The following is a 14696-nucleotide window of genomic DNA, read 5'->3' on the forward strand; positions in this document are numbered from 1 at the left end:
GCGCCCGCCCCTCACCGTGCTAGCGGATCGGCATCCCGGACAGGGTCCGCGCGATGACGAGCCGCTGGATCTCGCTGGTCCCCTCGAAGATGGTGTAGATCGCGGCGTCCCGGTGCATCCGCTCGACCGGGTACTCACGCGTGTACCCGTTGCCGCCCAGGATCTGGATCGCCTGGGCGGTGACCTTCTTCGCGGTCTCGCTGGCGAAGAGCTTGGACATCGACCCCTCGGCCGCGGTGAACGGCTTGCCATTGACCGCCATCCAGGACGCCCGCCACACGAGCAGACGGGCGGCGTCGATCTGCGTCCGCATGTCCGCGAGCTGGAAGGCCACCCCCTGGTTGTCGATGATCGGGCGGCCGAACTGCTTCCGGGTCCGGGCGTAGTCGAGGGCGACCTCGTAGGCGGCCCGAGCGGTGCCGACGGCCATCGCGCCCACCGCGGGGCGGCTCGCCTCGAAGGTGGCCATCGCCGCGTTCCTGACCCTCTCGCCCCCGCCGGCCTTCGCCCTCTCCCGCGCCCGGGCGAGCCGCTCGTCCAGCTTGTCCTTGCCGCCGAGCAGGCAGGAGCCGGGGACGCGGACGTCCTCGAGGACGACCTCGGCGGTGTGCGAGGCGCGGATGCCGTGCTTCTTGAACTTCTGGCCCTGGGAGAGTCCGGGCGTGCCCGGCGGGACGATGAAGGAGGCGTGGCCCTTGGGTCCCAGGTCCGGGTCGACGACGGCGACGACGACGTGGACGTCGGCGATGCCGCCGTTGGTGGCCCAGGTCTTGGTGCCGTTGATCACCCACTCGTCCTTGGCCTCGTCGTACACCGCCCGGGTGCGCAGGGAGGCGACGTCGGAGCCGGCGTCCGGCTCGGAGGAGCAGAACGCGGCCACCTTGACGTCGTCGGCGTCGCCGTACATCTGCGGGATCCAGGTGCCGATCTGCTCCTCGGTCCCGTTGGCGAGGACGCCCACGGCGGCGAGGCCGGTGCCCACGATGGAGAGGGCGATGCCCGCGTCGCCCCAGAACAGCTCCTCCATCGTCATCGGGATGCCGAGGCCGGTGGGGTCGAAGTACTGCTGCGCGTAGAAGTCGAGGGAGTAGATGCCGACCTTCGCGGCCTCCTGGATGACCGGCCAGGGGGTCTCCTCGCGCTCGTCCCACTCGGCGGCGGCGGGCCGGATCACGTCCGCGGCGAAGCCATGGAGCCAGTCCCGGACCTCTTTCTGTTCGTCGTTCAGCTCCATGGTGAACTCGGCCATGTCCCCTCCAGCGGCGGCGCGATGTTACTTGCGGTAACGGAAGTCTGTTACCGGCCGGTAGGAAAGTCAACCGACCCCGGCCCCTCGCCCTCCGTTCGATGTCAGGACCACCGTCAGTGTTAGTTTGCGCAGGCGTCACCGAATCAGCACGGGTGGGAGAGCACATGGACACCACGCAGCGGACCGATCAGCAGCGCTCCGCCGACCGCCGACGGCGCGAGCTGCTGGAGGCCGCCGACCGGGTGGTGCTGCGCGACGGCCCGCAGGCGTCGATGAACGCGATCGCCGCCGAGGCGGGGATCACGAAACCCATCCTGTACCGCCACTTCGGCGACAAGGGGGGCCTGTACGCGGCCCTGGCCAAGCGGCACACCGACGCGCTGCTGGACTCGCTGCGGGCCGCGCTGGACGCCCCGGCGGGCCGCCGGGAGCGGGTGGAGTCCACGCTGGACACCTATCTCGCCGCGATCGAGGCCCGGCCCCAGGTGTACCGGTTCCTGATGCATCCCGCCGAGGGCGGCGCCGGGGGCGACCAGGGGTTCGACGTCGGCAAGCATTCGGCTCCGCTGCTGCGGCGGATGGGTGAGGAGCTGGCCCGGGTCATCGAGGAGCGGGTGGACCTGGGGCCGGGCAGTCAGCAGCTGGCCCGGGTGTGGGGGCACGGGATCGTCGGGATGATGCATGCGGCGGGTGACTGGTGGCTGGGTGAACGGCCCTGCTCGCGAGCCGAGTTGGTGCGCTCCCTCGCCGACCTGCTGTGGGGCCGCCTGGCGGCCGCGGGAGACCGGGTGGGGGGTCCCGGGTTCTGACGGCCACCTCCCGTGTGCGGGCGGGGCACGCCGCTCCCCGCGGCCCGCGTGACCGATGTCACCGGTGCCACGGAGCCCGGGAGATCTGCCGCATCAGCCGGCGTTTGCGCCAGCCCGTGAGGCGGTCGGCGTACACGCGCCCCGCCAGGTGGTCGCACTCGTGCTGCAGGCACCTGGCGAAGAATCCGGTGCCGTGCACGGTGACCGGCTCCCCGGTGACCGTGAAGCCCTCCACGACCGCGTGGTCGTGACGTTCCGTCGCCGCTTCCAGCCCGGGCAGGGACAGGCACCCCTCGGGGCCGCGGACCACCACGCCGTCCGTCTCCACGAGGCGGGGGTTGACGACGTGGCCGAGGTGACGGACGTCCTCGTCGTCGGGACAGTCGTACACGAACACCCGCAGACCGACGCCGATCTGATTCGCGGCCAGGCCCACCCCCCGGGCCGCGTACATCGTGGCGAACAGGTCCTCCACGAGGGCGGCCAGCCCGGGGCCGAAGTCGGTGACGTCCCGGCACGGCTCGCGCAGCCGTGCGTCGCCGAGCAGGGTGAGGGGCCGGACGCGCCCGCGGGCGCCCGGGATGGATCCGTGTCGCATGGCGGCAAGGGTACGGTTCGTTCAGCTCAAGCCCGCCGCCGAAGGCGTGGGCCGGGATTCGGGTGTGCGAACGGATCTCGATAGGCTGAGGTTCACACCACGCTGCCGGATGGCCCCAGTCGCGGCGCGTACGCAAGGAGGATCGAGAACTGATGGCAGGCAACTCGGACCCGCTCACGCCGCGGGCCAAGCTGGCCGTGACCGCGGCCAAGGCGGTCGCTGCGGCATCGCGCGCCGCGGGGCGCGGCAGCGGGTCGGTGATCGGTGGCCGGGTCGCGCTGAAACTCGACCCCGACCTGCTCGGGCGGCTCGCCCAGAACCTGGACGTCGTCCTGGTCTCCGCCACCAACGGCAAGACCACGACCACCCGGCTCATCGCCGAGGCGCTGCGGGCCGCGGGCCCCGTCGTGTCGAACGCGCTCGGCGCCAACATGCCGGCCGGCATCACGTCGGCGCTGGCGGGCAGCTCGGACGCGAAGTTCGGGGTCATCGAGGTCGACGAGAAGTACCTGGCCGGAGTGGCGCGGGACACCGCCCCCAAGTGCATCGCCCTGCTCAACCTCTCCCGCGACCAGCTCGACCGCGCGGCGGAGACCCGCATGCTCGCCGAGAACTGGCGTGAGGGCCTGGCCGGCTCCAAGGCGGTCGTCGTCGCCAACTGCGACGACCCGCTGGTGGTGTGGGCCGCGTCCTCGTCCCCCAATGTGATCTGGGTCGCGGCCGGTCAGATGTGGAAGGACGACGCCTGGTCCTGCCCGTCGTGCGGCGGCGTCATGCAGCGCCCCGGCGACGACTGGTTCTGCGGCGAGTGCGGATTCCGCCGGCCCACCCCGAGCTGGGCGCTGTCCGGGGACCACGTGCTCGACCCGCACGGGTCCGCCTGGCCGATCCAGCTGCAGCTGCCGGGCCGCGCCAACAAGGCGAACGCGGCCAGCTCCGCGGCCGTCGCCGCCGTCTTCGGGGTGCCGCCGCAGGTCGCCCTGGAGCGGATGTACCAGGTGCAGGCCGTGGCCGGCCGGTACGACGTCGTCCAGTTCCAGAACCGGGATCTGCGGCTGCTGCTGGCCAAGAACCCGGCCGGCTGGCTGGAGACGTTCTCCCTCATCGACCCGCCGCCCGCTCCGGTGATCCTGTCGGTGAACGCCCGCTCCGCCGACGGCACCGACACCTCCTGGCTGTGGGACGTGGACTACACGCGGCTGACCGGCCACCCGATCTTCGTCATCGGCGACCGGAAGCTGGACCTCGCCGTCCGCCTGGAGGTCGCGGACCAGCACTTCCAGGTCTGCGACGACCTCGACCAGGCGGTGCAGATGTGCCCGCCGGGCCGGATCGAGGTCATCGCGAACTACACCGCGTTCCAGGACCTGCGCCGCCGCGTCGGCAACTGATCTTCGAAGGGCGATCACCTCATGAGCGACAACCAACTGCGGCTGGTGTGGATCTACCCGGACCTGCTGAGCACCTACGGCGACCAGGGCAACGCCCTCGTCGTGGAGCGCCGGGCCCGGCAGCGCGGCCTGGACGTGGCCCGGCTCGACGTGCGCAGCGACCAGCCGGTCCCCACCTCCGGCGACATCTACCTCATCGGCGGCGGCGAGGACCGTCCGCAGCGGCTGGCCGCCGAGCGGCTGCGCCGGGACGGCCATCTGCAGCGGGCGGTGGAGAACGGCGCGATCGTCTTCTCCGTCTGCGCGGGCTACCAGATCCTCGGCCACGAGTTCATCAACGACCTCGGCCAGCGCGAGCCCGGCCTCGGCCTGCTCGACGTGGTGTCGGTGCGCGGCGAGGGCGAGCGGTGCGTCGGCGACGTGCTGGCCGACATCGACCCGCAGCTCGGCCTGCCGCAGCTCACCGGGTTCGAGAACCACCAGGGCGTCACGCACCTCGGGCCCACCGCCCGTCCCTTCGCCCGGGTGAAGATCGGCCGGGGCAACGGCACCGGGGACGGCACCGAGGGCGCGTACAACGGGACGGTGTTCGGCACGTACATGCACGGGCCGGTGCTCGCCCGCAACCCGCAGATCGCCGACCTGCTCCTGAAGCTGGCGCTCGACGTCAACGCGCTGCCGCCGATCGACGACCGCTGGTACGAGGCCCTGCGCGACGAGCGCATCGCGGCCGCTCAGCAGCCCGCCTAGGCGGCGCTCCCGCGCTTTCCGGCGTGGTCCGGCAGGCTCCCGGCGGGCCCGGCTGACGGTCCGTCCGCTCACATGTGCGGGTGCGTCCAGCAGGCGGACGCCCGCTGTGGAGCCGCCCCCTCGCGCCGGTAGGGTGGCCGGGAATCCGCCGGACAACGTGGTCCGGTCTCCCGGCCCACGTCGAGAAGGTAATTCGGGCTATGCGCATTGGTGTCCTCACGTCCGGCGGCGACTGCCCCGGCCTGAACGCCGTCATCCGGTCCGTCGTGCACCGTGCCGTCGCCGACCACGGCGACGAGGTCATCGGTTTCCGGGACGGCTGGAAGGGCCTCCTGGAGTGCGACTACGTCAAACTCGACCTGGACGCCGTGGGCGGCATCCTGGCGCGCGGCGGCACCATTCTCGGCTCCTCCCGGGTCCGCCCGGAGCACCTGCGGGACGGGGTCGAGCGGGCCAGGGGCCACGTCGCGGAGCTCGGCCTGGACGCGATCATCCCGATCGGCGGCGAGGGCACGCTGAAGGCGGCCCGGCTGCTGTCGGACAACGGCCTGCCCATCGTGGGCGTGCCCAAGACCATCGACAACGACATCGCCGCCACGGACGTCACCTTCGGCTTCGACACGGCGGTGGGCGTCGCCACCGAGGCGCTGGACCGGCTGAAGACCACCGCCGAGTCCCACCAGCGCGTGCTGATCGTCGAGGTCATGGGGCGGCACACCGGCTGGATAGCGCTCCACTCCGGCATGGCGGCCGGCGCCCACGCCATCGTCGTGCCCGAGCGGCCGTTCGACATCGAGGAGCTGACGAAGAAGGTCGGCGAGCGGTTCGCGGCGGGCAAGCGGTTCGCGATCGTCGTGGCCGCGGAGGGGGCCAAGCCCAGGCCCGGCTCCATGGAGTTCGACGAGGGCGGCAAGGACGTCTACGGCCACGAGCGCTTCGCGGGGATCGCGCGGCAGCTCTCGGTCGAGCTGGAGCAGCGGCTCGGCAAGGAGGCCCGGCCGGTGATCCTCGGGCACGTCCAGCGGGGCGGCACGCCGACGGCGTACGACAGGGTGCTGGCGACCCGTTTCGGCTGGCACGCGGTGGAGGCGGTGCACCGCGGCGAGTTCGGCATGATGACGGCGCTGCGCGGGACCGACATCGTCATGGTGTCGCTGGCCCAGGCCGTGGAGACCCTGAAGACGGTGCCGGCCGAGCGGTACGACGAGGCGGAGTGCGTCCTGTGAGCTGAGCCCGCGCTGACCCGCCGGGCGCGGGTGCGTCACGGCTCCTGCGCGGCCCCCGGTGCGTCGCCGCCCCCGGTCGCAGAGGCGACCGGGGGCGGTTCTACTCTTGGGGGCGGACAGACGCGCACAACCCCCATGAAACAGGAGCCGGCGGATGGATCACAGCGGGCACGGCATGATGACGGATCTGCCGCCGTTCACGCTGGGGCGGGGGCTCCAGTGGTCGGCGGATCCGTTCTTCCTCGTGGCCTGCCTGGCCGGGCTGGCCCTGTACGGGTGGGGCGTGCTGCGGCTGCGGCGGCGCGGGGACGCGTGGCCCGCGGCGCGCACGGTGTCGTACGCCATCGGTGTGCTCACCGTCGCGCTGGTGATGTGCACCCGGCTGAACGACTACGGCATGGTCATGTTCAGCGTGCACATGGTGCAGCACATGGTGATCAGCATGCTCTCGCCGATCCTGATCCTGCTGGGCGCCCCGGTCACGCTGGCGCTGCGCGCGCTGCCGACCGCCGGCCGGGGCCGCAAGGGCCCGCGCGAGCTGCTGCTGATGCTGCTGCACAGCCGGTACATGCGGGTCGTCACCCATCCGGCGTTCACCATCCCGTTGTTCATCGCGAGCCTGTACGCCCTGTACTTCACCCCGCTGTTCGACTTCCTGATGGGCTCCAGGACCGGGCACGCCGCGATGATGGTGCACTTCCTCGCGGTCGGTGTGGTGTTCTTCTGGCCGATCATCGGCGTCGACCCGGGGCCGCACCGGCCGGGGCACCTGATGCGGATGCTGGAGCTGTTCGCGGGCATGCCGTTCCACGCGTTCTTCGGGATCGCGCTGATGATGGCGTCGACGCCGATGGTCGACACGTTCCGGCGCCCGCCGTCCTCGCTCGGCATCGACGCGCTGTCCGACCAGAGCGCGGCGGGCGGCATCGCCTGGGCGTTCAGCGAGATCCCGTCGGTGCTGGTGCTGATCGCGCTGCTGTTCCAGTGGTACGGCTCCGAGCAGCGGCAGGCCAAGCGCAGCGACCGGGCCGCCGACCGGGACGGCGACCGGGAGCTGGAGGCCTACAACGCCTACCTCGCCTCGCTGAACGCCCGCAAGGGCTGAGCGTCCGCATGGGCTGAACGCCCGCATGGGCTGAACGCCGGCGAGGGCCGAGCGCCGGGGCCGGTTCCGCACGGGCCGTCGGCCTCGGCGGCGGCCAGGCCGTGCGGCCGTCTGCCGCCCGGGCGGCGGCCGGGGCACCATGGTCGGGGACGGACCATGAGGAGGCTGCCGCGATGCACGGTTCCGGACAGGGTTCCACCAAGGCGATGGGGGCGCTCACGGTCGGCGGGCTGGTCGTGGTGACCGCCTACACGGTCGCGCTCGGCAGCAACGGCTGGCTGTGGTTCGGATGGGTGGTGCTGGGCCTGCTGACCCTCGCCATGGCCCTCACCCGGCCCTGAGCCGGTCGCGGGGGCGCCCGTTCACTACAGTGCCCGCATGAACAGCAGGACGCCCCCCTTCGACGAGCTGGACCGCCAGATCATCACCGCGCTGATGGGCAACGCCCGGACCAGCTTCGCCGAGATCGGCGCGGCGGTGGGGCTGTCCGCGACCGCGGTCAAGCGGCGGGTGGACCGGCTGCGGGAGACCGGGGTGATCACCGGGTTCACGGCGACGGTGCGGCCCTCGGCGCTGGGCTGGCGCACGGAGGCCTACGTCGAGGTGTACTGCGAGGGCGCTGCCCCGCCCCGGCGGCTGGCGGAGGTCGTCCGCAACCATCCGGAGATCGCCGCGGCGATGACGGTGACCGGCGGCGCCGACGCGCTGCTGCACGTGCGGGCCCGGGACGTGGAGCACTTCGAGGAGGTGCTGGAGCGGATCCGCGCCGAGCCGTTCATCCGGAAGACGATCAGCGTGATGGTGTTGTCCCACCTGCTCCCGGAAAGCCCGGAGGCGGGCGCCACCCATCCGGCTCCGGAGTGACCCGGCAGCGCGCAGCATCCGTGCGCGACCCGCGACACCAACGCAGCAATGCTGCGCTTGTGCGCAGCTCACAGCACTTGTCTGCCACCTCCCTCGGTTCTTAACGTGGTGTCACCCCCCAGTGACACACAGGAAACCGGAGGAACCCCTCTGTGCCCGATGTCCGTGTGCCGCGTCCCCGGCGGTTCCTGGTCTGCGAACCCAGGCACTTCGCCGTCCAGTACGCGATCAATCCCTGGATGCACCCCGACAGGCCGGTCGACGTCGACCTGGCCCAGGAGCAGTGGCAGGCGCTGATCCGCGCCTACCGCGCCCACGGCCACACCGTCGAAGCCGTCGAGCCGGTCCCCGGGCTGCCCGACATGGTGTTCGCCGCGAACGCCGCGTTCGTCGTCGACGGGCGGGTCTTCGGCTCCCTGTTCCACGCCCCGGAGCGGCGCCCGGAGTCGGAGCACTACGACACCTGGTTCAAGGCGTCCGGCTACGACGTCCACCGCCCGGAGTCGGTGTCCGAGGGCGAGGGGGACCTGGTGTGGACGGGCCGGTACGTGCTCGCCGGCACCGGGTTCCGCACCACCCGCGAGGCGCACCGGGAGGCGCAGGAGTTCCTCGGCCACCCGGTGATCGGCCTGACCCTGGTGGACCCGTACTTCTACCACCTGGACACGGCGCTGTTCGTCCTGGACGACGACAACATCTGCTACTACCCGGAGGCGTTCTCGCCGGGCAGCCGGGAGGTCCTCCGGCGCCTGTATCCGGACGCGGTGCTCGCCACCCGCGAGGACGCGATGGCGTTCGGCCTGAACTCCGTCTCGGACGGCCGGCACGTCTTCATCGCGCCCAGGGCCGAGGCGCTGGCCGAGCGTCTCGCCGGACACGGCTACGTCCCCGTCCCCGTCGACCTGTCGGAGTTCCACAAGGCCGGCGGTGGCATCAAGTGCTGCACCCAGGAGATCCGCTGATGACCGCACCCGCGCGCACCCGTACGTCCGCCGACCTGATCCGCGCCGAGGAGCCGGTCCTCGCGCACAACTACCACCCGCTGCCCGTGGTGGTGGCCCGGGCGGAGGGCGCGTGGGTGGAGGACGTCGAGGGCAACCGCTACCTCGACATGCTGGCCGGTTACTCGGCCCTCAACTTCGGCCACCGGCACCCGGCGCTGATCGAGGCCGCGCACCGCCAGCTCGACCGGCTCACCCTCACCTCCCGCGCCTTCCACAACGACCGGCTGGCCGAGTTCGCGGAGCGGCTGGCGGAGCTGACCGGTCTGGACATGGTGCTGCCGATGAACACCGGCGCGGAGGCGGTGGAGAGCGGCGTGAAGGTCGCCCGGAAGTGGGCGTACGACGTGAAGGGCGTCCCGGACGGGCAGGCGACGATCGTGGTCGCCGCGGACAACTTCCACGGCCGCACGACGACCATCGTCAGCTTCTCCACGGACGAGACGGCCCGCGCCGGGTTCGGCCCGTTCACGCCCGGTTTCCGGATCGTGCCGTACAACGACCTGGCCGCGCTGGAGGCGGCGGTCGACGACACGACGGCGGCCGTGCTCATCGAGCCCGTCCAGGGCGAGGCGGGCGTGATCGTCCCGGACGACGGCTATCTGGCCGGGGTCCGCGAGCTGACCCGCCGCAAGGGCTGCCTGTTTATCGCGGACGAGATCCAGTCGGGCCTCGGCCGCACCGGCCGCACCCTCGCCGTCGAGCACGAGGACGTCGTCCCGGACGTGGTGCTGCTGGGCAAGGCGCTCGGCGGCGGCATCGTGCCGGTGTCGGCGGTGGTGGGCCGGCGCGACGTGCTGGGCGTGCTGCATCCGGGCGAGCACGGCTCGACGTTCGGCGGCAACCCGCTGGCGGCGGCGGTCGGCACGGCCGTGGTCGAGCTGCTGGAGACCGGCGAGTTCCAGCGCCGGGCGGCCGAGCTGGGGGTGGTCCTGCGGGACGGGCTGACCGAGCTGGCCGGCAAGGGCGTCACCGGTTTCCGCTCGCGCGGGCTGTGGGCCGGCGTGGACGTGGACCCGGCCCTCGGCACCGGGCGCGAGATCAGTGAGCGCCTGATGCGCGAGGGCATCCTGGTCAAGGACACCCACGGGTCCACGATCCGGCTGGCCCCGCCGCTGACCGTCACGGCGGAGGAACTGCGCTCCGCGCTGGCGGCCCTGGAGAGGGTGCTGGCCTGAGCGGGCAGGGGCGGGGGCCGGCGGCGGCCCCCGCCCCGCGGTTCAGCCCCTGCTCAGCTCCTGCCCGACTCGTGCTCGGCCGGTGCCGAGAAGCCGCCTCATCCGCCTGATCCCGGGGTTCTGCGCCTTCTCGATGCGCGCGGCGCGCTCCTTCACGTGGGCCGAGGAAGCCCGCCCGCCGGGACGGCGGACGCGCCGCCGTGGTGCTCTGCGCCGTGGTGCTCGCTCCCGGTGCCGCCGTGGGCGGCCAGGGCGAGGACGGTCACCGCGGCGCCCGCGTACGGCGGGGCGTGCGGCCCTGGCGGCCTCCGGACCCGCAGGAGCCGCGGTCCGGCCAGGCCGGGCGGCCCACGGGCGCCCTCGGGAGCCGCCGCCGGAGGGAAGCGGGCCCGGTGCGGCAAGGGGGCGGGCCGCCGGGGCGGGCGCCGGCAGCCGGGGGCCGCCGTCCACCGCGCCCCGGGCGCGGCCGGGGCCGACGTGGTGCAGCCGCCGGCCCCCGCGGTGACCGTCGCCGCCCGGGCACTCCTCCGGCGCGATCACCACGGCGCCGTGCGCGGCCGGGGCGTGCCCCGTGTGCCGCATGCCGCCGCCGGGCATGCCTCCGCCCGGCGCCGGAGCGTGCGCCCCGAGCACCCCGGCCGGCACCGCCGGCACGAGCAGCGCGCGACGCCGCCTCCGGGGCGGTCGCGCGGGGTGCGGCGCGATACGGTCATCGGCGCCCTCGTACGGTGGCAGGACGTGACCGGCGGGCGGGAGCGCGTCGCTGTCCGGTCGCACGGGCGCGCAGGCACGCTCCCTCCTTGCGGCGCGGCCCGCCCGTGAGCCGCCAGGAAGGCGCCGCCGGGCGGGATCCGGCCGCGGTGGCGGGGAACTCGGTCACTGCCTCGCCGGGCGGCGCCGGAACCGTCCGTGCCGCCGGACGGCGCGCGAGGTTGCCCCGCGACGGGGCATACGGCAACCAGGCGTGCGGACGAGCGCACGTCACGGCCGCGGCGGCGCGACGAGCCAGGAGGCGAGGACATGGCGGAACCGGAGCACACAGCCGGCGATCGGCGGCAGTTCCCGGCAGCGCCTCCTGCCCGGCTCCCGGACGCCCTGGAGGCCATAGGGGCGGGTGCGTACGTCGTGGACGAAGAAGGCCGCATCATCGCCGTCAACCGCCGCGCCGAACACCTGCTGGGCCGGAGCGCCGAGGAACTCGTCGGCCATGACGCCCACGACCTGCTGCACCGCGGGCCCGAGGGCGACCCGCTGCCCACCAGCCGGTGCACCATGCGTCCGGCGTTCCACGCCGGGCGCCCGGCCCAGTCCGCCGAGGACTACTTCGCGCGCCCCGACGGTTCCCTGCTGACGGTGTCCTGGCTGATCACCCCCTACGCCGTCGCCGACCACCGGGACGGCACGCTCGTCGTCTTCCACATCCCCGAGCAGCCGTCCGGCGCCGCCCGCCCCCCGCGGCAGGCCGCCGAGTCGCTGAGCGAACTGGAGCGGCTGGCCCTGCTGGCGGAGACCACCACCCGGCTGACCTCCACCCTGGACGTGGACGAGGCGCTGCACAGACTGGTGAGCCTGGTCCTGCCCCGGCTGGCGGACTGGGCCGTCATCGACCTGATCACCGAACGCGACGAGGTGTGGCGCACCGCCGTGGTCCAGGCCGACGGCGACAAGCTGGTGCACCACGAGGATCTCCAGGGGCCGATGCCGCCGGTCCCGGAGGAGTCCCCGATGCCGCTGTCCCGGGCGCTGCGCGGCGTGGCCTCCACCCTGGCCGGCCCCGAGACCTACCACCGGTCACCGGACTCCGGCATCGCGGTAGAGCAGCGCCGGCTGTTCGACGCCACCGGCATCCACTCGGCCGCGATCGCCCCGATCCGCACGGCCCGTGAGGTCCTGGGTGCGCTCACCCTGGGACGCGCCGGGAAGCCCGGCGACTTCACCATGGCCGACCTGCCGCTGATCGAGGACATCGCCCGCCGTGCGGGGCTGGCCCTGGACAACGCCCGCCTCTACCAGCGTCAGCGCAAGGTCGCCGAGACCATGCAGAACCATCTGCTGCCGCAGGTGCCGCAGGTGCCCGGGCTGCAGATGACGGTCCGCTATCTGCCCGCCCCCGACGCCTCGCAGGTCGGCGGCGACTGGTACGACGCCTTCACCCTGTCCGACGGCGCCACCGCCCTGGCCATCGGGGACGTCGTCGGCCACGACCTGGAGGCCGCCGCGGGCATGGCCCAGCTGCGCAACATGCTCCGCGCCTACGCCTGGGCCCAGGAGGAGCCCCCCAGCCGTATCGTCGAACGGCTGGACGAGGCGATCATGCCCATCACCGACGTCGCGATGGCCACCCTCGTCCTCGCCCGGGTGATCCGGAACGACAGCGGGTACTGGGAGCTGTCCTGGACCAACGCCGGGCACCCGCCGCCCCTCCTGGTCAGCCGTGACGGCCTGGCGCAGTACCTCACCGACGGGCACGCGCTCCTGCTGGGCACCGGAGTGCTCACACCCCGGCCCGATGCCACGGTCGTGCTGCCTCCCGGCTCGACCCTGCTGCTGTACACGGACGGCATGATCGAGGCGCCGGGCCACACCCTCGACGAGGGGCTGGACCGGCTCCGCCAGCACGCCGCCGCCCTCGCCCACCGCCCGCTGGAGTCGTTCACGGACGAGCTCCTGCGCCGCGTGCACCCGCCCGGCCTCGACGACGTCGCCCTGCTGGTGCTGCGCACGCCCGCACGGGCCCGGTAGACGGCGCCGCCGCCCCGCCCGGCACGGCACGGGCCTGGGTCAGCGCACGGGGGCGGGGTAATCCGCCGCCGCGACGCGCGCGACGGACTCCCTGACCGCCTCCAGGGCGGCCGTCCGTTCCCGGTCGGTCATGCGGGCCGGCCCATAGGTGATCACCGGGTCGAGGACCTGGAAGCCGACGAACTCCAGCATCCCGCGGTGGATGTGGTACAGGAAGTCGTCCATCGGGCCGAAGGCGCCGCCGGGCCGGAACGAGTCGGCGGGCCCGCCCGTCGTGAACAGCAGCATCGCTCGTTTCCCGGCGAGCGCCGCGTCGCCGAAGAGCCCGTGCTTCCCGCCGAAGACGGCACCCATCACGAAGACCCGGTCCACCCATCCCTTCAGGACGGCGGGCAGCGAGAACCACCACATCGGGAACGACAGCACGAGCAGGTCAGCGGCGAGAAGCCGGTCGAGATGGGCCCTGACGGCCGCGTCGAGCGTCCCCTCCTCGACCGCGCGCATCTGCTCGGCCTGCGGCTTGAACGGGCCGTCCACCGGTGCGAACTCCTCGCGGCCGAGGACCGGGGCCCATCCCTCGGCGTAGAGGTCGAGGACGTCGACCCGGTACCCGGCCTCGCGCAGGGTCTGGGCGGCGGTGGTCATCTGGGCGGTGCTGAAGGAGAGCGGCTCGGGGTGAGCGTGGACGATCAGAGCGGTGGGAGCGACATCGAGATTCGACATGCCAGCATCATATCGACGTATTGCGATACGTCAATTAGCGGCTGGGGCGCCGCCGTCCCGGCCTGCACACCCGTCCGCCCCGGGGCGGACGCCCCCCTCACCGCCACGGCGCCCGCCGCCGGTACGACGCGACGCCGCCACTCCCGGAAGGGCAGGAGTGGCGGCGTCGCGTCCTGGTGGGGCGCCTGGGCGGTGGGCCGGGAAGGCGGTGACGAGCGTCAGCCGACCCCGCGGTAGGCGGCGCCCACCTCGTTCGCGGCCGAGCCGTCGTACAGGCCCGTGCCGTCACCGCGGCTGGTGGACAGCGTGAACCACGCGTAGCGCTCGACGAACGAGAGCTGCCCGAGCATGGCGGTGGACTGCCGGACGAACTCCGCCTGCTGGGCCCGGCTCGGGTAGCGCGGGGTGCCGGAGGAGAAGTCGGTCAGGGCGTACTCGGTGAGCCAGACCGGCTTGTGGTACCGGTCGTACACCGCCTGCAGGTACGACCGCAGCTGGCCGGTGGCGCGCGCCGGGTCGAAGTCGGCGCCGTACCAGTGCACCGGGATGAAGTCCACCCGGTAGCCGCGGGCGGAGGCGCCCTGCATGAAGCGGTCGAGCCAGCCGCCGGGGGTGTCCCCGCCGTAGGCGACCGCGGGGGCGCCGAGCCGCAGGCCGGTGGACTGCAGCCGGGGCCACAGGTCGAGAGCCTGCTCCACGGTCATATTGGCCTGCCCGGGCATGTCGGGCTCGTTGAAGCCGAGCAGCGTGGTGCCCTGCTGCTTGGCCCGGCTCAGTTCGGCGTCGGTCACGGAGCCGGCGCCCCAGATCATGGGAACGAACTCCACCCCGGGCGGGGCGGTGATCTGCTGGGGGTCCGACGCCCACGTGTAGAACCAGCCGGAGCCCGAGTCCCGCAGCGCGTCGGTGACGCCGGGGAAGTTCCACGCGCTGACGCCCTTCTTCTTGACCGCGTCCGCGGCGGCCGGGGCGTCGGTGGCGGCGCCGGCCGTGCCGGTGGCGGCGAGGGCGGCCAGCAGCGCCAGCAGAACGGTGATGACGCGTATCCTGCGCACGGTGG

General features: G+C 73.1%; 14 protein-coding genes. 10 read left to right on the plus strand and 4 right to left on the minus strand.

The features are described 5' to 3' along the window. Positions 1-19: 19 nt before the first annotated feature. On the minus strand, positions 20-1249 hold the full coding sequence (locus tag ABZ261_RS09395; RefSeq protein ID WP_356857013.1) for an acyl-CoA dehydrogenase family protein: 1230 nt from the start codon (positions 1247-1249) through the stop codon (positions 20-22). Positions 1250-1413: 164 nt separating this feature from the next. Between ABZ261_RS09395 and ABZ261_RS09400 the strand changes: the two genes are divergently transcribed. Further along, on the plus strand, positions 1414-2058 hold the full coding sequence (locus ABZ261_RS09400) for a TetR family transcriptional regulator (RefSeq protein ID WP_356857015.1): 645 nt from the start codon (positions 1414-1416) through the stop codon (positions 2056-2058). Between the two features lie 58 nt (positions 2059-2116). Here ABZ261_RS09400 and def read toward each other — a convergent pair whose 3' ends face one another. Further along, positions 2117-2656, minus strand: coding sequence for a peptide deformylase (gene def, locus ABZ261_RS09405; protein ID WP_356857017.1), 540 nt, complete (start codon positions 2654-2656; stop codon positions 2117-2119). Positions 2657-2808: 152 nt separating this feature from the next. Here def and ABZ261_RS09410 point away from each other — a divergent pair, with 152 nt between their 5' ends. The 9 genes from ABZ261_RS09410 to ABZ261_RS09450 all read left to right on the plus strand — a co-directional run bounded on the left by ABZ261_RS09410 (position 2809) and on the right by ABZ261_RS09450 (position 12913). Then, entirely contained in the window at positions 2809-4047 is a 1239-nt protein-coding gene (locus ABZ261_RS09410) for a MurT ligase domain-containing protein (protein ID WP_356857019.1), read from the plus strand. Positions 4048-4068: 21 nt separating this feature from the next. Further along, entirely contained in the window at positions 4069-4797 is a 729-nt protein-coding gene (locus ABZ261_RS09415) for a glutamine amidotransferase (protein WP_356857021.1), read from the plus strand. Positions 4798-4997: 200 nt separating this feature from the next. Then, complete coding sequence (locus ABZ261_RS09420; RefSeq protein ID WP_356857023.1) at positions 4998-6023, plus strand: 6-phosphofructokinase; 1026 nt, start codon at positions 4998-5000, stop codon at positions 6021-6023. Positions 6024-6177: 154 nt separating this feature from the next. Next, complete coding sequence (locus ABZ261_RS09425; RefSeq protein WP_356857025.1) at positions 6178-7128, plus strand: cytochrome c oxidase assembly protein; 951 nt, start codon at positions 6178-6180, stop codon at positions 7126-7128. A 173-nt stretch (positions 7129-7301) separates the two neighbouring features. Then, positions 7302-7469 (plus strand): hypothetical protein, encoded by a 168-nt coding sequence (locus ABZ261_RS09430; protein ID WP_356857027.1) that lies wholly within the window; start codon positions 7302-7304, stop codon positions 7467-7469. Between the two features lie 37 nt (positions 7470-7506). Continuing rightward, the gene (locus tag ABZ261_RS09435; RefSeq protein WP_356857029.1) at positions 7507-7992 is read left to right on the plus strand and encodes an Lrp/AsnC family transcriptional regulator; all 486 of its coding nucleotides are present in this window, start codon (positions 7507-7509) and stop codon (positions 7990-7992) included. Positions 7993-8144: 152 nt separating this feature from the next. Further along, positions 8145-8954: a dimethylargininase gene (gene ddaH, locus ABZ261_RS09440; RefSeq protein WP_356857031.1), complete on the plus strand. Its 810-nt coding sequence runs from the start codon at positions 8145-8147 to the stop codon at positions 8952-8954. Beyond that, complete coding sequence (gene rocD / locus ABZ261_RS09445) at positions 8954-10171, plus strand: ornithine--oxo-acid transaminase (protein ID WP_356857033.1); 1218 nt, start codon at positions 8954-8956, stop codon at positions 10169-10171. The genes ddaH and rocD overlap by 1 nt, the downstream gene beginning before the upstream one ends. Before the next feature lie 1020 nt (positions 10172-11191). Next, positions 11192-12913 (plus strand): SpoIIE family protein phosphatase, encoded by a 1722-nt coding sequence (locus tag ABZ261_RS09450; RefSeq protein ID WP_356857035.1) that lies wholly within the window; start codon positions 11192-11194, stop codon positions 12911-12913. Between the two features lie 39 nt (positions 12914-12952). Here the strand turns inward: ABZ261_RS09450 and ABZ261_RS09455 are convergent, their stop codons facing one another. Further along, a complete protein-coding gene (locus ABZ261_RS09455) occupies positions 12953-13636 on the minus strand; it encodes an NAD(P)H-dependent oxidoreductase (protein ID WP_356857037.1) in 684 nt (227 codons plus the stop codon). 218 nt (positions 13637-13854) lie between these two features. Then, positions 13855-14691, minus strand: a complete 837-nt coding sequence (locus ABZ261_RS09460; RefSeq protein WP_356857039.1) for a glycoside hydrolase family protein — start codon at positions 14689-14691, stop codon at positions 13855-13857. Positions 14692-14696 lie beyond the last annotated feature (5 nt).

Source organism: Streptomyces sp. NPDC006193 (assembly GCF_040613915.1).
In the GTDB taxonomy this organism is placed as follows: Bacteria; Actinomycetota; Actinomycetes; order Streptomycetales; family Streptomycetaceae; genus Streptomyces.